Raw genomic sequence first — 20,839 nt, 5'->3', positions numbered from 1 at the left:
TAAAACTCATTAGATTTCGTAACGTCTGAGTTCGCAGTTTTTCATCTTGCATGCTGCAAACTCTTCATTTGTCATATCGTGAAAATAGCTCTCTACCATACGAATTATGCCATTATGAGCCACTAAAAGAAAAACCTTTTGGGGCTCTTTTTTTATATCTTCTAAAAGAGAGTAGATTCTGTGAGCACATTTTAACATAGACTCTCCACCCTCAAAGGAATTAACAAAGTTTTCCTTGGCCTTTGCAAATTCAAGACCATCCCTTGGAGTTCCCTCGTACTTACCAAAATTTTGCTCCATAAGTCTTTCTTCTTTTCTTGCTGGAATTCCAGTGATTTCGGAAATGTGTAGGGCAGTGTCCCTAGCTCTAATTAAAGGTGAGTAGATGATTTCATCAATCTTTATATTTTCCTTCTTAATCATTTCCCCAAGTTCAATTGCCTGCTTGTGACCAAGCTCAGTCAGCTCCACGTCTGTGCTACCACAAATCTTATTGGCCACATTCCAAACGGTCTGACCATGTCTAGTATAGTAAAAAACTGCCATAACGCCTCCTAATTTTCCATCCTTAATTTGCTTCTTTTTTCGTTCTTGAAATTCCAACTTTATTGGAATTCTAACGTTCTTGAAATTCTAAAATCAAAAGAGCCAGAGATAAATTCCTTACCTCTGACTCATTTTAACATATATTTACCTGATTAACTAATGATTTAGGCAAAAGCTCATTTTATAAAAGAGCTCTATAAAGGCCTTCGATTTCTTCTACTGTTGGCTGCTTTGGATTTCCTGGGAAACAAGCATCAGCGTGTGCTGACTCTGCAAGGAAATGTACATCCTCATCCTTAACGATATCCTTTAAATCCTTAGGAATTCCAACATCTGCAGAAAGCTTAGCAACAGCATCTACGGCTGCCTTTCTGTACTCGTCCTGAGACATATTTTCAGTACCTTCTACACCCATTGCCTTAGCAATATCTCTAAACTTCTCGCCTGTAGCATCAGCGTTGTAAGCCATGATAGATGGGAGAAGAATTGCATTTGCCACACCATGAGGTGTATCGTAAACAGCACCTAGTGGGTGAGCCATTGAGTGAACCAAGCCAAGACCTACATTAGAGAAGCCCATACCTGCTACATACTGGCCAAGTGCCATGCCTTCTCTGCCTTCTGGCTTATTCTCAACAGCAGCTCTTAAGTGCTTAGAAATAAGCTCGATTGCCTTTAAATGGAACATGTCTGATAATTCCCAAGCTCCATTAGTAATATATCCTTCAATTGCATGTGTTAAAGCATCCATACCTGTTGCAGCTGTTAAGCCCTTTGGCATTGATGACATCATATCTGGATCAACAACAGCCACGATTGGAATATCCTTAGGATCAACACATACCATCTTACGATTCTTCTGGGCATCAGTAATTACGTAGTTAATTGTAACCTCAGCTGCAGTACCAGCAGTAGTAGGAACTGCGATAATTGGAACTGATGGTTTCTTTGTATCAGCTACACCTTCAAGGCTTCTAACGTCTGCAAAATCTGGATTGTTAATAATAATTCCGATTGCCTTTGCAGTATCCATTGATGAACCGCCACCAATTGCGATGATATAGTCAGTTCCAGCCTTCTTAAAGCTTTCAACACCTGTCTGTACATTTTCAATAGTTGGATTAGGCTTAATGTTAGAATATAATTCATAAGCTAAACCAGCACCATCAAGCACGTCTAATACCTTCTTAGTTACCCCAAATTTTACTAAGTCTGGATCAGAGCAGACAAATGCCTTCTTAAAACCTCTTTCCTTAACTTCAGTTGCAATCTCCTTGATTGCGCCTGCCCCATGATAAGAACGTTCATTAAGTACAAATCTGTTTGCCATATAAAAACCTCCACTTATATTATTTATTTGACAATGCCACTAAATCATGTCGTTTTTGCACAAAAATATTAGTTGTCACCCGTCAAATCCTTCTAGTTAATATTTTAACACTTTTTGAATATAGTACAAGTATTTTAAGACAAGTTTTAAAAATTATTTTTATATATCTTTTTATCTTATTTCCCTTATGAAAATGTAGTATTTGCCAGTTTTTCCAAAAGAAATTCAAGTAATACTTTGCCTCTGCTTTACAGTTAGTGATAAAGAACTTATAATTAGCCAAAAAGTGTTGGATAACAAACTAAAGATTTCAATTAATTTCTAATAGCTAATGGAATTTAAGTAAGTTACCTAATAGGAAAGGAATAAAAATGAGATATAAATTAGCTGTCTTTGATTTAGATGGAACCCTTCTTGATACCTTAAAGGATCTTTGGGCTTCAGTAAATGTAATACTTAAGGCTCACAACCATCCTGAAAGAAGTCTTGAAGAAATCCGACAATTTGTTGGTAACGGTTCTGTAAAACTTATAGAAAGAGCAGTGCCAGCAGGTACAAGTAAAGAAGAAGAAAAAATCATCCATGATGAGTATAAGGAATACTATGACAAGCATTGTAACGACTTAACTAAGGCTTATGATGGTATTTTAGATGTCCTAAAAGTTCTTAAAAATAATGGAGTAAAACTTGCCATTCTTTCAAATAAGCCAAACTTTACAGTGGAAAAGCTTAATGACATTTACTTTGAAGGTCTTTTTGAAATCGCAAGAGGCTCCCTTCCTGAGGTGGCTGTAAAGCCAGCACCAGACTCGCTTTTAAGAATTCTAGAGGAGTTAAAGATTGCAAAGGAGGATACTGTTTACATCGGCGACTCAGATGTTGATGTAAATACAGCTAAAAACGCAGGGGTTGATGAAATCGCCGTTACATGGGGCTTTAGAGATAAGGACTTTTTAGAGGCAAACGGAGCCACAAGCTTTGCAAATAAATGCGAGGAACTTTTAGATTTAATCTAGTTATATATAAGTTGTTTAGTTATATAGTTCTTAAATGTAATTAAAGATGTAATCTGCATGTTTACAGGTATTTTTTTTAGTCCAATGTTATGCAATACATTTTTTTAAAAAAATTTTGCACAATCTATTATAAGGTTATATAATATTTTATGTGTCTTAATCCGGTGGAGATTTTAAATACATTTTCATCCAAATATGAAGATTATTTATGAAAAATCTCGACCAAGTTTATGGAGGTAAAAAGAATGAGTATTAGAATTGGTATTCTAGGTTATGGTAACCTCGCTCGTGGAGTTGAGAGTGCCATTAGACAAAACGATGATCTTGAACTTGTTGCTGTATTTACAAGAAGAGATCCAAAGACTGTAACTATAAAGACTGAAGGCGTTCCAGTTGATTCAGTTGATAATGTAGAAAGCTATGTTGGTAAGATTGATGTCTTAGTATTAGCTGGTGGTTCTGCAACTGATTTACCAGAGCAGACTCCTAAGTACGCTAAGTTATTCAACGTAATCGACAGTTTCGATACACATGCAAGAATTCCTGAGCATTTTGCAAATGTTGATGCTTCAGCTAAGGAATCTAAGCACGTTGGAATCATCTCTATGGGATGGGATCCAGGTATGTTCTCACTTCTTCGTATGATTTCAACTTCTGTTTTACCAGAGGGTGAAAACTACACATTCTGGGGTCGTGGTGTTAGCCAGGGTCACTCAGATGCTATTAGAAGAATTGATGGCGTTGTTGATGCTAGACAGTACACAGTTCCTATTGAAGCTGCTGTTGAAAAAGTACGTTCAGGTGAAAACCCAGAACTTACAACAAGAGAAAAGCATTTAAGAGAATGCTATGTTGTAGCAGAAGAAGGCGCTGACCTTGCTCGTATCGAGAAGGAAATCAAGGAAATGCCTAACTACTTTGCAGATTACGATACAACTGTAAACTTCATCTCTGAAGAAGAATTAAAGAAGAACCATTCAGGTCTTCCACACGGTGGTTTCGTACTTAGAAGTGGTGTTACAGGCTTTGACAAGGAACATAAGCACATCATCGAATACAAACTTACACTTGATTCAAATCCAGAATTTACAGGTTCTGTAATTGCAGCTTATGCAAGAGCAGCTTACAAGCTTGCTAATGAAGGTTCATTTGGTTGTAAGACAGTATTTGATATTGCTCCTTCATACATCAGCCCACTTTCAGGTGAGGAATTAAGAAAGCACTTATTATAATTTCATTTTGGTGGAATTGTAGTGGAATGGAGGCTCCCAGCGAAAGCTGGGAGCTTTTTTAGTGGTGTTGCTAGACGGAAGGGTAGCGAAAAACGAAAATATCGTATTCCCGGGGATTTTGTCGTATTTTCGGGGATTTTGGCATATTTCCGGGGATTTTGTCGCCAGAATTCTAAATTCACTTTGATTTGTGGTCAAAACTTGCTATTTACTGTTTTACAGGCACAAGAATTGTTCTCTTTATTTAATTACTCTATAAATGTCGTTTTTTATCAATAATTTACAAACTGTCTTTTTTCGTATTTTACGCAATTTTTTTCAAAAATACTGTTGACAAAAAATGTCTGACCATGTATTATTAAACACGTGCTGCGGCACAAAACAAATTAAGACATGCGCGAGTGGCTCAGTGGTGGAGCACCTCCTTGCCAAGGAGGGGGTCGCGGGTTCGATCCCCGTCTCGCGCTCTACTAGAAAGAAGAAGCATTTTGCTTCTTCTTTTTTGTTGTTTAGCAAAGGAGATTGAACCTCGCTCCTTTCTGGAAGCACTCGTATTAGAAGTGCTTCGCACTACTCGTGCCTACATATCAACTACAAGCAGTTGCTACAATGGTTGCGTCTTCGATCTCTCGCCTGTCGGCTCGGTCCTTGCTCCTGCTTCGCAGGGTCATCCACTGGATGACCGCAACGTCTCGCGCTCTACTAGAAAGAAGAAGCATTTTGCTTCTTCTTTTTTTGTTGTTTAGCGAATGGGATTGAACCTCGCGACCTCAGATATCTTTCTTTGAAATCTTTTGATTAGAAGCCAGCTTATCCCGCGTTTTTGGCTATAACTTATCCATATAATAAATACAGGCACAAGAAATCTTAATTATCTTTAATAATCAGAGAATTTCCTGTGCCTGATTTATACAATTCTAAAGAATAAAGTCAGAATCACCACTTCCGAAAGAACATATCTTCTCAGACATCACAAGACATCCGCCACTTCCTACAATTCTCCAAAGATTTCCTCAATCTTCCAAGCCGGAATTACCAACGCAAATCTTACATATCCTTCTCCGAGACTTCCAAAGCTTGTGCCTGGGGTGCAGAGGATGCCGTATTTTTCTAGGGTGTTGATAACAAAGTCGGTTGAGTTTACATTTTCATCAAGAATCTTAGCCCAGACAAACATAGAGCCCTTCGAGCCCATAGGCTTAAGGCCAAGCTTGTGAAGATTAGCCTCTAGGACATCTCTACGCTTCTCGTATCTAGCGCAGTTTTCCTTAACGTAAGACTGGTCGCCGTCAAGGGCGGCAATAGCAGCCTTTTGATAGATGTAGCTAGTGCCGTAATCGTACTGGCTTCGGATAGATTTAAAGCTCTTTATTATATCCTCGTTTCCAATAAGGAAGGAGAGGCGAAGGCCAGTTAGATTGTAGCTTTTTGAAAGTGAGTTAAACTCAACGCCCACATCCATGGCGCCATCAGTTGCAAGAAAAGAGCCGCCCACATTTCCATCATAGATAATTTCAGAATAGGCATTATCATGGATTATGACGATGTTGTTTTTTTTAGCAAAGGCCACCAAATCCTCATAGAATTTAGGATTTGCAATGGCACCAACCGGATTAAGTGGGTAAGAAACCACCATGACCTTGGCTCTTTTAGCAAGTTCCTCATCAAAGTTTTCAAAGTCGATTAGATATCCGTTTTCAGGGTAGAGGTTATAGTAAGCCACCTCGGCACCACAAAGAAAAGGGCCTATTTCAAATATTGGATAACCAGGATTTGGCACAAGGACCAAGTCACCAGGATTTACAAGGCCAAGGCAAACGTGTGCCATACCTTCCTGTGTACCAAAGACCGATGAAATCTGATTGTGATTAAGATCGACGTTGTATCTTTTTTTGTACCATCTGATTACGCTATCTAAAAGCTCCTTGCTATCACCTAGGGAATATTTATAATTTTCAGAATCAAGAGCCGCCTTTGAAACTAGCTCCGTGACCTCAGTTGATGGCTTAAAATCTGGTGTTCCCACACTAAAATTGTAAACCGATAGATTATTTTTAATTCTTTCTTGTCGTTTTTCTTCTAAAACGTTAAAAATGTTAGGGCCGAATTTCTCGCCCCTTTTTGAAAAGTCAATATACATAACTTCCTCCTAATTTACAAATACTACATGCTTATATTACTCCTTAAGATTTAATTTAACTAGTATTTTCTATAAATTTATTTTATAATATACATGCGTGCATAAAACGTAACTTTGTAGCAAAAAAGGGAGGTATCATTAATGCAGAAATATTCGCACACATTAACAATTGACGGTAACAATTTTAATGACTTAGAAGGCTTTTACAACGAAATTGCAAGAGTTTTCACCGACGGTAGCTTTCCAATCGGGCACAATTTAGACGCCCTAAACGACCTGCTAATTGGCGGGAATGGTGTCTATAAGGTTGGGGAACCTGTGCTCATTCGTTGGGAGAACGCTGACAAAAGCAAGATTGATCTTGGTTACAACGCAACCGCTAATTATTATGATTCGAGAATGAAGAAGTGTCACCCAAGCAATAGGGCCATTTTCCAGAAGAATCTAGACGATGCCAAAAGTTACACTGGGGACACGTTATTTGATATTATTTGTAAAATGCTAGACCAGAATAAGGACCATGTTCACAACTGTAATCTTGTACTTTTATAAGAATCACCTATAGGTTTAGCCAAGAATTTAAAAAGTGAGAGATATGTAAGAAATGAAAAAGATAAGAGAAAAATTTAAATCACTAGTTTTACTTGCGCTTGTAGCCTTGCTTGTATTAATTCCTCTTGGATGCGATACATCTAGCCTAATATCTAGTGCAAATAAAGCTAACAGCCAAACACAAACTAGTATAAGTGTTAGCGAAGATGGAATCTATGATAGCAAAGATGAGGTTGCCCTCTACATTCATATCTATAACAAGCTTCCAAGCAACTACATCACAAAGGCTGAAGCTAAGAAACTAGGGTGGAGTGGTGGCTCTGTAGAAAAATATAAAGAAAATTGCTGTATCGGCGGTTCTACATTTTCTAATAACGAAGGTTTACTTCCTTCAAAATCTGGCAGAACCTACAAGGAATGTGACATTGACACCTTAGGTAAAAGCAATCGTGGTGCCAAAAGAATTGTTTATTCAAACGATGGCCTGATTTACTACACCGAAGACCATTACGAAAGCTTCACGCTTTTATACGGCGAGGAGTAAATTGAAACTATTGTGGCACGACCAGTCACAGACAAAGCGGTCGCAACACATTTTCACAATTAAAGAAAAAGCAAAAAAGCTTACGCCAGAAACTAAAGGCGTAAGCTTTTATATTGCTTTCTTATTGCTATTTAATTACTTATTAACTAGTAATTTGATTTGTCGTTTACAAGATATTCTTTAACTTTCTTCTTAAGTCGAAACTTTAGTTCTAACTTTTCCATAACCTTTGAGTAATCCACATAGTAGATAAGCTTTGTTTGAACTACGAAAAGAAGTGATGCGCCAAGTACATCATAGATGCAGTGCTGCTTTAAGAATACTGTTGATAAGCAGATTAGCACGCATAATGTAAGGCTTAAGAGCTTAACAATAATATACTTCTTTTCTTTAAAAAGTTCTGATCTTAATATTGCAAATGTAACAACTAATGAATTTAAGACATGAATGCTTGGGAATACGTTAGTTGAAGTATCTGAAGCATAAAGTCTTGCCACCATCTTACCAAAAATTGTGTCAGACACATGGTCTGGTCTAAGTGTCAATCCGTTAGGATAAATCATGCAGATTGTAAGTGCAACAGACATTCCAATTATAAGGGAAAGTGCTAAGCCTCTATATTCTGCATCATTTGCCTTAAAATAAAAAACAACAACTGTTATAACAATATATAGAGCCCACAAGGTGTAGGGCACTATAAACCATTCAATAAAAGGAATAGCATCGTCAAAAGCTGTATTTAAAATATGCATTCCTGAATGCGTAAGTGTTATCTTCTTTTCTAAGGTAAAAAACCAAGGAAAATATATAAATACGTATAATCCGTAAAGTATTCTCCAATTAGTCTTTAGTAAATTACCAATTTTACTCTTCATGGAATTTCATCTCCTTAAAATTATATATTCCATATTATCTACCCAAATCCTCTTTGCATTATAACAAAGGGAGTTTTTTTATGCAATAAACAAATAGAAATATAACTATACAAAACCGCATAATATTTGCATTTTATGAGCTTCTATACTATAATATTTTAGGATTTGTGACAAGATTGGAGAGGGTTATGTTACAATTAAATCATATAAAGAAGTCATTAGGCGGTAAGGAGATTCTTACCGATGTAAATTTTATTTTTAATAAAGGTCAAATTTATTCAATTTTAGGAAGCCTAGGTTCTGGTAGAACTACACTATTTGAGTGTATTTGCGAAGATATTCCAGTGGACTATGGCGAAATTATTACAAGAGCTAAGAGCACTATATTTTATGCCACAAAGCAGAGTGTTTTACCTATGTATATAACAGGTTATGAATACATAGAATTCCTTTGTTCACTTAATCCTGGCTCTTTAAAGCCTAATTATTATTTGGATAAGGTAGCGATTCCAGATGATATTTGGGGCAATTTAATATGTTATTACAGTTTTGAGCATAAGAAGTTATTACAGCTTGCTGCTTTCTTGATTCAGAAGCCTTACGTTATTTTATTTGATGAGCCTTTTGATTATTGCAGTGACGAATATATCAATCATTTCTTATCTGTACTTGAAGAGATGAAGGATAACCATGTAATTATTATTTCTACAGGCTTACTTAAGATTTCAGAAAAGATATCAAAGGATACAGTAATTCTTAATAATGGAGAGCTTAACTTAGTTTCTAAGGATACTATGGCAATCCCTGAGATTAGACATGCTGTGCTTGATATTTTAGGGGAGGCAGAGAATGAAATTATTTAGAAAACTTTTTGCCGACAAGATTTTGCGTTTTTATGAAGGAACTAATAATGGAATTCGTATTATTTTAAAGTTTCCTTTCCTAAACTGGCATATTGATGAGGCTACATTTACTAACATGCCAAAAACCCGTAATGCTATTGGTATTATAATGCAGCTTTTCACAGTAATCGGTGAATTTTTAAGAAGATTTATCTACTTCTTATTACTTATATATGTACCTTTTAGATTGATATCTATTGTACGACCACTTGTAGCTACAGATCAGGAATTAGCTATGATTTTCATGTTTACAATGCTTTCCATTATCTGTGGTAGCTTGGCTAATACAACGCTTTTAGCCATGGGCGATAGGGACTATTTAATGATTCGAGTAATGCTTATTAGTCCATATCTTAATTTCTTAGGAAAATTAATTTATAAGATGATAACTGACTTTATTTTCTATTTCATCTTATTACTTATATTTAAGGTTTCAGTTTATAACAGTTTGATGTTATGTTTACTTGTTATTTTCACAAGACCAATTGGTGAAATGCTTGCAATTCTTGCCTTTGATAGACTTCGTTCCCTTTATGAGAACAGAAACCTATTTAATGGTACAGTTATGGCGATTTGCGTTATTTTAACTTATGGTCTACCACTAATTAATAGAAAGATTTCTATTAACTGGTTATACGTGACACATCCAGCAATCATCGTACTTTTCTTTATTATTGGCGCTGGTTCAATGTATTTCCTTTGGTGGTATAAGTACTACAGAGTTATTATTCGTGAGGCTATTCATCTAAAGCATGAAGAATAATTTTATTTGATTTTAGAGAGGTGATCTTATGGCGGCAAACAAGGATTTAGTAAAGAATATAATATGGCGAGTCCTTGTTGTGATGCTAGTCATAGGAGTTGCCTCTATTTTTATTTTTGAAATGTATAAAACTCACGTTCAAAAGAACATGGAATTCACTTCTAGATACACCTTTAGCATCGACATTAATAAGAATGGAAATGTTGTCACTTCTGAAGATGAAGAGGAGTCAGAGACTAGTTCTGATAATGAGAATACCTACAATTTTACATCTATGTCTACAACAACTGTAGCAGATACTTGGATTGATAGTTTCCTTAATCAGTTTACTGGCATTTTTGTTCCAAGAAGTAAGAAGCTTTCTAATGTGAAGATTAATGATACAACAATCCTAGATGAGTCAACTAGAACCTGTCTTATTTCTTTTAATGCAAATGTTGTCTCGCAAAGCTCAGAGTATTTCTCCACTTGGGATGGCGTAACCCTTAATGGTAAGCTAACCTGCGAGTGGGTTGTTACATTTTCATTAGTCGACCATTACGATAATACAGCAACAGTTTACGTCTCAGCCATTCAGACACCAGAAGATTACGGAATTTCTCAATACGACGAAAGCATTCAGAATTCCGCTTCCACAACAACTGTTACAAGTAACACTTCAACAGACGAGCTCTCTAGCTATAACATTAGCAATAGTATCCTCTATGTAAGTTACAACGGCAGTTCTAGCTATATCGTAGTTCCTGTGGATATTGAGAATTTAATTTATGATTCTTCAAGCTCTACAAGTTCTAGCACAAGCTCAAGTTCAAGTGATAAGGTGGTGCTTTCCACTAGTTACATGATAAGTCAGAGCATGACTGCCTTTGTCTATGGTGGTAAATCTGTCAATGGAAACTACGTGCCTCTATCTGTGATTTACTCTAATGATAAGGGTACTAACTGGACAACTTACGAGCTTAGTTCCACTCTTAATAGCGTGGATTTTGCCTACGTTAATTTTGTAGATACGACTAACGGATTTATTGTTGTAGGTTATGACAGTAATTACGATACCGGCGTTCAAAGCTCTATTATCTATAGAACTACGGATGGTGGCGAGACTTGGACAGAGATGGGTAATACCCCTCTACAGCACCCTATTAAGGGCGTTTTAACAACGGATAATAACACAATCTTTATTTGTTATTATTACAATGAAAATTATGTCTCTAACCTTTACGTATCACATGACGGTGGCACTACATTTTCTAATATCATCCTTGAAGACCAGGAACTTGATAGCTCAGCTGCAAGTTCAGGTTCCACAACTCTTACTTGGTCCGATGTTTACAAGGATGCACTAGTTCCAATACTAGAGGATGACTCAACCATTGTTGTCTATTTAAGTCAGGGGGATAATGCCACTTATAATGATGGCAAGACCGCTGCTAAATATACTTCAAGTGATAATGGTGTAACTTGGAATTACGTAGGTCAGTTAGAAATAAATGTAACTGAATAAGACGACTAAATATATAAACTAATAGGTCTTTTTTACTATAAATAATTAATTGCGTAGCACTTTACTGTAATAAAGTAATATGCTACGCATTTTTTTATAGACATGAAAATTTCCCCTTGAAAATTCCAATTAGTTATGATAATATCTATGAAAGTTTGATAAGAAAAAAGGCATTTTTGTGTCTTTTTTTTTGCGCAAATCTAGATTTTTAAATAAATCTTTTTATGTGACTTGTCAGACAGATAGCTATAAATATCTGCTTTTTTATAGCTATATTAATATAGAGTGAAAGGAAATTGGTGACATTGATGAAAGCTTTTTTAATTCTTGAAGATGGAACGGTATTTACAGGAACCAGCATTGGTTCGACAAAGGAAGTTATTAGCGAAATTGTTTTTAATACTTCCATGACAGGATATCTCGAGGTACTAACTGATCCGTCTTATGCGGGACAGGCTGTTACTATGACTTATCCGTTAATCGGTAATTATGGAGTATGTTATGAAGATATGGAGTCGTTAAAAGCTTGGCCAGATGGCTTCATTGTTAGAGAATTATCTCGAATGCCAAGCAATTTCAGAGAAGAAGATCCTATTCAGAAATTCCTTCTGGATAATGATATCCCCGGTATTTGTGGTATTGATACAAGAGCCCTCACAAAGATTTTAAGAGAAGAGGGTACAATGAATGGAATGATTACTACTAATGAGAATTATAATCTTGATGAAATTATCCCAAGATTAAAGGAATACACAGTTAAAGGTGTTGTTAAAAAAGTAACATGTAAAGAGAAATATGTTTTAGAGGGTAAAGGTCCTAAGGTTGCCTTACTTGACTTCGGTGCTAAGAAAAACATTGCTCGTTCTCTTAATAAAAGAGGTTGCGAGGTCACTGTTTATCCAGCATTCACTAAAGCTGAGGAGATTCTGGCAACAAATCCAGACGGTATTATGTTATCTAACGGTCCTGGAGATCCAAAAGAGTGCACAGAAATAATTGAAGAAATTAAGAAGCTTTATGCTAGCAATGTTCCTATCTTTGCAATTTGTTTAGGACACCAGCTTATGGCACTTGCTACAGGAGCTGATACATATAGACTTAAGTATGGTCATAGAGGTGCTAACCATCCAGTTAAGGATTTAGCTACAGGTAAGGTTTATATCTCTTCACAGAACCATGGCTATGCTGTAGATGAATCTACACTTAACGAAAGCGTAGCTAAGTCAGCATTTATTAATGTAAATGATAAGACAAACGAAGGTTTAGCATACGTAGGAAAGAACATTTTCACAGTTCAGTTCCACCCAGAAGCTTGCGCTGGTCCACAGGATACAGCATACCTATTCGATAGATTTATGGACATGATGAAGGAGGAAAACGCAAATGCCTAAGAATCCTAATATTAAGAAAGTTTTAGTTATTGGTTCAGGACCTATTATCATTGGACAGGCTGCAGAGTTTGATTACGCTGGTACTCAGGCTTGCCGTTCACTTAAAGAAGAAGGAATTGAAGTAGTATTAGTAAACTCTAATCCTGCTACAATCATGACAGATAAAGATATTGCTGATGAGGTTTATATTGAGCCTCTTACAGTTGAAGCCCTAAAGCAGATTATCTTAAAGGAAAAGCCAGATAGCATTTTACCTACACTTGGTGGTCAGGCTGGTCTTAACCTTGCTATGGAAATTGCTGAAACAGGCTTCCTTGAAGAACAGGGTGTTAACCTTATTGGTACAACAGCTCTTACAATTAAGAAGGCTGAAGACCGTTTAATGTTCAAGGAAACAATGGAAAAGATTGGTGAGCCATGTGCAGCTTCCCTCGTAGTTAATAACGTAGAAGATGGTGAGGCATTTGCAGCTAAGATTGGCTACCCAGTAGTTCTTCGTCCTGCTTACACACTTGGTGGTTCAGGTGGTGGTATTGCCCACAACGTAGCAGAACTTAGAGAAATTCTTGAAAATGGTTTAAGACTTTCACGAGTTGGTGAAGTTTTAGTAGAAAGATGTATCGCTGGTTGGAAGGAAATCGAATACGAAGTAATGCGTGATAGCAACGGTACTTGCATTACAATTTGTAACATGGAGAACATCGATCCAGTTGGTGTACATACAGGTGATAGTATCGTAGTTGCTCCTTCTCAGACACTTTCTGATAAGGAATATCAGATGCTTAGAACATCAGCTCTTAACATTATCGACGAACTCGGAATTACAGGTGGATGTAACGTACAGTATGCCTTAAATCCAGATAGTTTTGAATATTGTGTAATCGAAGTTAACCCTAGAGTTTCAAGATCTTCAGCTCTTGCTTCAAAGGCAACTGGTTACCCAATTGCTAAGGTTGCAGCTAAGATTGCTCTTGGTTATAACCTTGATGAAATCAAGAATGCAGTTACAGGAAAGACTTATGCTTCCTTTGAACCAGCTCTTGATTACTGTGTAGTAAAGATTCCTAGACTTCCATTTGATAAGTTCATCTCAGCTAAGAGAACTCTTACAACTCAGATGAAGGCAACTGGTGAAGTTATGAGTATTTGCGATAACTTCGAGGGTGGTCTTATGAAGGCTATCAGATCTCTTGAGCAGCACGTAGACAGCCTTATGTCTTACGACTTTACAGGTCTTACTGATGAAGAATTACTTGAAGACCTTGCTGTTGTAGATGATAGAAGAATCTGGAAGATTGCAGAAGGTTTAAGAAGACACATTAAGCCTGCTAAGATGCACGAAATCACAAAGATTGACCTTTGGTTTATCGATAAGTTACAGATTATTGTAGATATGGAAAATGCTTTAAAGAGAGGTCCTTTAACAAAGGAATTACTTGCTGAAGCTAAGAGAATTGAATTCCCAGATAATGTTATCGGTGAATTAACTGGTAAGACTGAGAAGGAAATTAAGGCACTTCGTAATGAATATAACATTCATGCAGCCTTTAAGATGGTTGATACATGTGCCGCTGAGTTTGATTCAGAAACACCTTACTACTATTCAGTATACGGTAGCCAGAATGAAGCTAGCGAAACACATGATAAGAAGAAGGTATTAGTACTTGGTTCAGGTCCTATTAGAATCGGTCAGGGTATCGAGTTCGACTTCTGTTCAGTACACTGTACATGGGCATTCAAGAAGGAAGGCTATGAAACAATCATTATCAACAACAACCCAGAGACAGTTTCTACTGACTTTGATATAGCTGATAAGCTTTACTTCGAACCACTTACTGCAGAAGATGTTGAATCAATTGTAGAACACGAAAAACCAGATGGAGCAGTAGTTCAGTTTGGTGGACAAACAGCTATTAAGTTAACAGAAAGCCTTATGGAAATGGGTGTACCTATCCTTGGTACTAAGGCTGAAGATGTTGATGCAGCTGAAGATAGAGAATTATTTGATGAGATCCTTGAAAAAACTCAGATTCCTAGAGCTAAAGGTCAGACAGTCTACACAGTAGAAGAGGCTCTAAAGGCAGCTAACGAGCTTGGCTACCCAGTACTTGTAAGACCATCGTATGTACTTGGTGGACAGGGTATGCAGATTGCTGTAAGTGATGAAGATGTTGTAGAATTCATGGAAATCATTAACAGAATTAAGCAGGATCATCCAATCCTTGTAGATAAGTACTTAATGGGTAAGGAAATCGAAGTCGATGCAGTATGCGACGGCGAAGACATTTTAATCCCAGGTATTATGGAGCATATTGAAAGAGCTGGTATCCACTCAGGTGACTCAATCTCAGTTTACCCAGCTAAGTCAATTAGCCCTAAGATTGTAGATATGATTGAAGATTACACAGGAAGACTTGCAAGAGCTCTTCATGTAAAGGGTATGATTAACATCCAGTTCATCGTATACAACGATCAGGTTTATGTAATCGAGGTTAACCCTCGTTCAAGCCGTACAGTTCCATACATCAGTAAGGTAACTGGTATTCCAATCGTTAAGCTTGCAACTCGTGTAATTAACGGTGCAAAGATTCGTGACTTAGGCTATGAACCAGGCTTACAGAAGGCTGCTGACTACTACGCAATAAAGATGCCTGTATTCTCATTCGAGAAGATCAGAGGCGCTGATATTAGCTTAGGACCAGAAATGAAGTCAACAGGTGAGTGTCTTGGTATCTCTAAGGACTTCGATGAAGCTCTTTACAAGGCATTTACAGGCGCTGGCGTTAGACTTCCAAAGCATAAGCAGATCATTATGACACTTGCAGATGCTGATAAGGAAGATGGTGTAGATATCGCTAAGAGATTCGAGGCTCTTGGATATAAGATTTACGCTTCAAGAGGTACAGCTAAGGTATTTAAGGAACATGGAATTAACGTTTACCAGGTTAACAAGATTGGCCAGGAAGCTCCAACACTCCTTGATCTTATCTTAGGCCACAGAATCGACCTTGTAATTGATACTCCTGAAAATGGTATCGAAAGAGCCCATGATGGTTTCTTAATCAGAAGATACGCCATCGAAACAGGTGTAAACTGCTTAACAAGCTTAGATACTGCACACGCACTTATCTCAAGTTTAGAGCATGCATTTAACAATAAAGACCTTTCAATCATCGATATTGCAACAATCGATAACAGAGGCAACTAATAAATCAGGGCCCCAAAGCAATTAAGCTTTGGGGCTTTTTTTAGCCTTTCTGTTAAAGATAATAGTATTTTAATAAATAGTTTATTCTTTTACGTGGACTGACATTTTCTCTAATGATATAATTATATTAAATTTTAAATATTAGGAGATTTTATCTATATGAAGAAAAATATATTAGTTCTCTTATCTATGGGATTATTACTATTTTTACAAGGCTGTAATTTTGCTAACCCAATGAACTACTTTAAATCAGCAGATTCTAGTAGATTAGAAGAGACAAGTGAAGAAGCAACCAAAGAGGAGACTAGTAAAAGCTCAAACTCTAGTGTAATTAACACTAACGAAACAAGTGCTACAAGCGAAGGTGAAACTACAGAAAGCACTGAAGCAGAGGTTAATACTGAGAGTTCTCTTTTAGTTTATTCTATTGGAAATGCAGTAAATACAGAGTCTAACTCACTTACATTAGAAGATAAAAACTACTCTGTAAACTATGCAAACTACGATATTTCAAACGTCAATGCACTTGAAACAACAGATTTAATTAAGATTGAGACTGCAATTAATGAAAATTTAGCCTCTAATAACTACGTAATAGTAGTTACTAGCACACAGACTTGCGAGGAGTTGTCATATTTTCTTAATCTAACTCTTAGCTCAGAGAATAAGATAGCTGTCATTAGCACAGAAATCCTTGATAATAAGTATGCCCTTGTAGATAGCGATATTACAAACTATCTAAGTCAGCTAACTACAAGCGAGCTTTCAGGCAACATCTTAACTGCTAAGATTGGTGATTCTTTAGAAAATGTATCAACTAATCCAGTTTCAAATGAGAACAAAATTGATATCACAGACCTTAAGGATTTATCTTATGTTTCCATTGTCTATGACTATTTAGGCAACGACGGTTCAATCCTTGAAAAGGCTATATCAAATTCAGACGGTATAATTTTAGTTACAACTAATAAATCAGGCGAAGTCTCAGAGACTGCAAACGAGATTATAAATTCTAACTATTCAGGAGTTCCTGTAATTATTGTTTCTGCAAATGAAAACACAGACCTAAGCAATTATCACACTCCAACACAGTCAAGAATTCTTTTATCTCTTGCACTTGCAAAGGGTGCAAACATGGATGAAATAAAGGATTACTTTACAACATATTAATGTAAATACTTTCAATAATGCGTATTTTATGTTATTCTAATACAGTAGGTTTAGGGGAAAAGGGCTAGTATCTAACCCTAAAGTAATAGATTTTTATAGACAATGATATACTAGCACTAGCTGCCTACGAGTAATAATGAAAGGCTTGCACAAGTTAGGGAGATGCAAGGGTGGTTTTTTATGGACGCTATTAAAGCTAAAGATATTACAAGACATATCTTTAAGGATGAAGATAAGGGTATCGAAATGATGGAGGGGCTTAATCTTTCAGATAGCATTGAAGTTATGACAAAGATAATTCCTGGGCTAGTTAATGCAGCTAAGGAAAAGGGCAATGTTAATGATGAAGGATACTTTAATAGTCTATATAAAATTTATAATAAGGTATTAGTTGAAAAGTTAAAGAAGCAGGATCATCTTTGGATGGTTTACTGCGATACTACAGCTTACCCATATATGGTTGATGATGATTTAATCGTTCTTTACAATTATCACAATCACGAGAAGGTAGAACAGCAGTTAAAGAAGGCTGGCTACAAGGTTTCTTTAGGAATCGAAAGCCCAGAAACTTTCTTTAATGAAATTGGTCATATGTACCGTAACGGATATAAGAATATTCGCTTCACAGACGGTATTACAAATGACTATAAGATTTCAAGAGAAGAATTTGCGACTTATGATGCATTTTTCAAGAACGAAGACTATGTAACTAATCCAGGTCTTCAGAATTCCATGATTTCTTTCTTCCAGGAATTCAGAAAAGAAGGAAAGACAGAAACTAAGGAAGAAATCTTAAAGTCACACGAAGTTCTTATGTTTAAGGCAATGAAGAATGCGGAATACATGGTTCCATGTATCAAGGAAGAGACAGAAACTGAAGTTTCTATTTCACATCCATTCATTGACTTAACAGATAAGGTTTCCCATGCTGAAGGCGAGCAGATTATTTCAGTTCCTGTATTTACAGACGGTTTTGAAATGGACAAGTGCTACAAGGATCAGCACGAGAACATGCTTTACAAGTTCGAAGAACTCATTGATTTAATGGACGAACTTGAGGCTTCTGGTATTATTATTAATGCCTTAGGAATTAGCTACTTCCTATCTGTGGAGAATATGAAGAAGATTAATTCTGAATACTAATTAACAATTAACTGAATAAGCAATAACTACTATAGGTTGGCAAACCATAAATGCATGGGGTAGAGATGAGAAAAAGGGTAGATAAATTATTAATAGGAGTTATTATTTCACTGGCACTTTTATTTTTAAGTGCCAGTGTATTTGCAATATACGCTAATCTTAAAGATTTCAATAATAAGAAGAATGACAATTCTGTTTTAGTAGACGTTGCCGCAGAAGAAGGCAATGTCTATATCACGGTGTCTAGCACTGATGGTGAGACCACCAAAAAAGCAGAGCTAGAGAGCTTATCTAACATAGAAGATAATTCTGAAGAAAATGTAAGTCTTACGGCAGAATCTACAAGCCAAGAAGAAGAAACCAATCCCGAAGAAGAAATTGAATATGGCCTCGATGAGGATCCAAACGACAATGGATATACAGATGCGGATGCGGATGCAGCCATTAACACTAACAGTGACAGCATTGAAAATCTAGTACAAAATGTTCCTAAAATTAATAGTGAAAGTGAAGGAGCTAATATTATTATTCTAGATCCAGGTCATGGCGGCTCAGATCCTGGAAAAGACGTAGGTTCTGTATATGAAAAGGATATTAACCTTACAGTTGCCTTAATTATACGTGATGTTTTAGAAAGCTCTGGCTATATTGTTTATATGACAAGAGAATCCGATGAATACATGTCTTTAAATGACAGAGTCTATTTTGAAAATCAGTATTACGACGCTTTATTTATTAGTATTCACTGTAATTCTAATGTAAGTTCTTCTGTAAAGGGAATGGAACTTTATTATTACAATTCTAGCGAAGAAGCCAGTAGATTTGCCTATTATCTAGCAAGTTCCGGCTATAATATCAAAAGCATTTACAATGACTTTAGAGTTTTAAAATACGCAACCGAAAGTTCCCTTCTTATTGAACTAGGCTATCTTTCAAATGCTTCGGACTATAAATTACTAACTGATACAGGCTATCAATCAATAGTTGCTCATGATGTGGCAAATGCTATAATTTATACATTAAGCAATAAATAGAAAATTATTTATTTTGCCGGCAATTTATCTTTATAATATTAGTCCGAAAAACTAGATTTTATTTTGCCGATGTAGTAAAATATAATTATAAAGGAGATGCTAAAATGAAGTATTTATCAGTATCAGAGGCGGCAAAGAGAATTTCTGTATCAGAAAGAAGCATTAGAAATTATTGCCAAACTGGCAAAATATCTGGAGCAATTTTGGAAGGAAATAGTTGGAAAATTCCAGAAGATTTTAAGAAGCCAGAAAGAAAAAAAAGAAATACAGCAATACCAACTAAATTTATTGATCGCCTAAAATTTGAAAGAAAAGAAAAAATAAAAAATAGCATTTATCACAAACTTCAAATAGATTTTACTTATAATTCAAATCATATTGAAGGAAGCCGATTAAGTCACGAACAAACACAATACATTTTTAAGACTAATACAATTGGAGTTTCTGATGAAGTAATTAATGTAGATGATGTAATTGAAACAAGTAATCACTTTGCTTGTATAGATTATATTATTGATAGCTATAATTATAAGCTAAATGAAAGCTACATTAAGAAATTACATTTTCTATTAAAGCAGGGAACTTCCGATTCTAGAAAGTCATGGTTTAGAGTTGGTGATTATAAATTACTTGAAAATGAAGTTGGCGGACAAGAAACAGCTAAGCCTGAGGAAGTTGAAACTAAGATAAAAAATCTAATCAAAAACTATGAAAACAAGGATAATATTAACTTAGAAGATATTATAGAATTCCATTATAACTTTGAAAAAATCCATCCTTTTCAAGATGGAAATGGGCGTGTTGGACGACTAATTATGTTTAAGGAATGCATTAAACACGATATAATTCCTTTTATAATTGAGGAAGATTTAAAACTATATTATTACAGAGGACTTCATAATTGGGATGAAGAAAAGGGATATCTGCTTGATACCTGTGGTTTAGCGCAAGACAGGTTTAAACAGATTCTAGATTATTATAAATTAAAGATTTAAGGAGGGTTTTATCCCCTCCTCTTATTGATTCTTACTCAACTTCGTTAAACACGGATTTAGCGAATAAAGTAATTACAAATACTACTACTTGGTATTACTAAATATCTTCCATCACATTTTACTAATAATCTTGGTACTTTATTACCATTTTTTTAATAACTCTTGACTAAATAAATAATTATGCTTAGTATTAAATTAACATAAGACATTATTATATTTTTAAAATGCACATAATAAAGGGGGATAAATTATGAATATTTTATTTAATGTACTAATGGATGTAACTGCAGTTGAAGGGCCAGATGGATCAACTTCAATTAGAATGTAGAGTTATCTTCAAAACAATAGATAATAAAACTGTTGATTTAGCTATGTCAAAAGATAATTATGAAAGATTGAGTATTGGGGATTCAAAAACTCTTACCTTTAAAGGTAAAGATTTTATTGATTTCAAATAAACTAAACTTTAAAAAAATTTAAACGCACACAATTCT

General features: G+C 35.8%; 18 protein-coding genes and 1 tRNA gene. 15 read left to right on the top strand and 4 right to left on the bottom strand.

Features of this window, described 5'->3' with window-relative positions:
* Window positions 1-9: 9 nt before the first annotated feature.
* Together G600_RS0108865 and fucO are read right to left on the bottom strand one after the other, a co-directional pair.
* Window positions 10-546, bottom strand: coding sequence for a histidine phosphatase family protein (locus G600_RS0108865; protein ID WP_027431624.1), 537 nt, complete (start codon window positions 544-546; stop codon window positions 10-12).
* A 181-nt stretch (window positions 547-727) separates the two neighbouring features.
* Window positions 728-1,876 carry a lactaldehyde reductase gene (gene fucO / locus G600_RS0108860; protein ID WP_027431623.1) on the bottom strand — a complete coding sequence of 383 codons (1,149 nt, stop codon included), beginning with the start codon at window positions 1,874-1,876 and terminating at the stop codon, window positions 728-730.
* Window positions 1,877-2,247: 371 nt separating this feature from the next.
* Between fucO and G600_RS0108855 the strand changes: the two genes are divergently transcribed.
* The 3 genes from G600_RS0108855 (at window position 2,248) to G600_RS0108840 (ending at window position 4,591) form a co-directional block, all read left to right on the top strand.
* Entirely contained in the window at window positions 2,248-2,892 is a 645-nt protein-coding gene (locus G600_RS0108855; RefSeq protein ID WP_027431622.1) for an HAD family hydrolase, read from the top strand.
* Between the two features lie 245 nt (window positions 2,893-3,137).
* On the top strand, window positions 3,138-4,124 hold the full coding sequence (locus G600_RS0108850; RefSeq protein WP_027431621.1) for a diaminopimelate dehydrogenase: 987 nt from the start codon (window positions 3,138-3,140) through the stop codon (window positions 4,122-4,124).
* A 395-nt stretch (window positions 4,125-4,519) separates the two neighbouring features.
* Window positions 4,520-4,591: transfer RNA gene (locus tag G600_RS0108840), tRNA-Gly, on the top strand.
* Window positions 4,592-5,115: 524 nt separating this feature from the next.
* Here G600_RS0108840 and G600_RS0108835 read toward each other — a convergent pair.
* The gene (locus tag G600_RS0108835; RefSeq protein ID WP_027431619.1) at window positions 5,116-6,264 is read right to left on the bottom strand and encodes an aminotransferase class I/II-fold pyridoxal phosphate-dependent enzyme; all 1,149 of its coding nucleotides are present in this window, start codon (window positions 6,262-6,264) and stop codon (window positions 5,116-5,118) included.
* A gap of 141 nt (window positions 6,265-6,405) precedes the next feature.
* Between G600_RS0108835 and G600_RS14190 the strand changes: the two genes are divergently transcribed.
* On the top strand, window positions 6,406-6,816 hold the full coding sequence (locus G600_RS14190; RefSeq protein WP_051195447.1) for a barstar family protein: 411 nt from the start codon (window positions 6,406-6,408) through the stop codon (window positions 6,814-6,816).
* Window positions 6,817-6,868: 52 nt separating this feature from the next.
* On the top strand, window positions 6,869-7,360 hold the full coding sequence (locus G600_RS0108825) for a ribonuclease domain-containing protein (protein ID WP_027431618.1): 492 nt from the start codon (window positions 6,869-6,871) through the stop codon (window positions 7,358-7,360).
* Window positions 7,361-7,506: 146 nt separating this feature from the next.
* On the opposite strand, the gene G600_RS14185 is transcribed toward G600_RS0108825, so the two are convergent.
* Entirely contained in the window at window positions 7,507-8,235 is a 729-nt protein-coding gene (locus G600_RS14185; RefSeq protein WP_081669457.1) for a phosphatase PAP2 family protein, read from the bottom strand.
* A 188-nt stretch (window positions 8,236-8,423) separates the two neighbouring features.
* Here G600_RS14185 and G600_RS0108815 point away from each other — a divergent pair, with 188 nt between their 5' ends.
* From G600_RS0108815 to G600_RS15465, 10 genes are all read left to right on the top strand, one after another.
* On the top strand, window positions 8,424-9,098 hold the full coding sequence (locus G600_RS0108815; protein WP_027431617.1) for an ATP-binding cassette domain-containing protein: 675 nt from the start codon (window positions 8,424-8,426) through the stop codon (window positions 9,096-9,098).
* A complete protein-coding gene (locus G600_RS0108810) occupies window positions 9,085-9,900 on the top strand; it encodes a hypothetical protein (RefSeq protein WP_027431616.1) in 816 nt (271 codons plus the stop codon). The genes G600_RS0108815 and G600_RS0108810 overlap by 14 nt, the downstream gene beginning before the upstream one ends.
* Before the next feature lie 28 nt (window positions 9,901-9,928).
* On the top strand, window positions 9,929-11,404 hold the full coding sequence (locus G600_RS0108805) for a sialidase family protein (RefSeq protein ID WP_027431615.1): 1,476 nt from the start codon (window positions 9,929-9,931) through the stop codon (window positions 11,402-11,404).
* Window positions 11,405-11,712: 308 nt separating this feature from the next.
* Window positions 11,713-12,795 carry a carbamoyl phosphate synthase small subunit gene (locus tag G600_RS0108800; RefSeq protein ID WP_027431614.1) on the top strand — a complete coding sequence of 361 codons (1,083 nt, stop codon included), beginning with the start codon at window positions 11,713-11,715 and terminating at the stop codon, window positions 12,793-12,795.
* On the top strand, window positions 12,788-16,003 hold the full coding sequence (carB, locus tag G600_RS0108795; RefSeq protein WP_027431613.1) for a carbamoyl-phosphate synthase large subunit: 3,216 nt from the start codon (window positions 12,788-12,790) through the stop codon (window positions 16,001-16,003). Before G600_RS0108800 ends, carB begins: the two co-directional genes overlap by 8 nt.
* Before the next feature lie 159 nt (window positions 16,004-16,162).
* Window positions 16,163-17,173: a hypothetical protein gene (locus G600_RS0108790; protein WP_027431612.1), complete on the top strand. Its 1,011-nt coding sequence runs from the start codon at window positions 16,163-16,165 to the stop codon at window positions 17,171-17,173.
* A 180-nt stretch (window positions 17,174-17,353) separates the two neighbouring features.
* Complete coding sequence (locus tag G600_RS0108785; RefSeq protein WP_027431611.1) at window positions 17,354-18,316, top strand: SseB family protein; 963 nt, start codon at window positions 17,354-17,356, stop codon at window positions 18,314-18,316.
* Between the two features lie 65 nt (window positions 18,317-18,381).
* Window positions 18,382-19,350 carry an N-acetylmuramoyl-L-alanine amidase family protein gene (locus G600_RS15075; RefSeq protein ID WP_051195446.1) on the top strand — a complete coding sequence of 323 codons (969 nt, stop codon included), beginning with the start codon at window positions 18,382-18,384 and terminating at the stop codon, window positions 19,348-19,350.
* A gap of 104 nt (window positions 19,351-19,454) precedes the next feature.
* Window positions 19,455-20,345 carry a Fic family protein gene (locus G600_RS0108775; RefSeq protein ID WP_027431610.1) on the top strand — a complete coding sequence of 297 codons (891 nt, stop codon included), beginning with the start codon at window positions 19,455-19,457 and terminating at the stop codon, window positions 20,343-20,345.
* Window positions 20,346-20,647: 302 nt separating this feature from the next.
* Window positions 20,648-20,803 carry a DUF2500 family protein gene (locus tag G600_RS15465; RefSeq protein ID WP_081669455.1) on the top strand — a complete coding sequence of 52 codons (156 nt, stop codon included), beginning with the start codon at window positions 20,648-20,650 and terminating at the stop codon, window positions 20,801-20,803.
* Window positions 20,804-20,839: the final 36 nt, after the last annotated feature.

Source organism: Lachnospira multipara ATCC 19207 (genome assembly GCF_000424105.1).
Taxonomy (GTDB): domain Bacteria; phylum Bacillota; class Clostridia; order Lachnospirales; family Lachnospiraceae; genus Lachnospira; species Lachnospira multipara.
The sequence above is the reverse complement of the archived record's forward strand: the minus strand, read 5'-3'. Positions and strand labels throughout refer to the sequence as shown.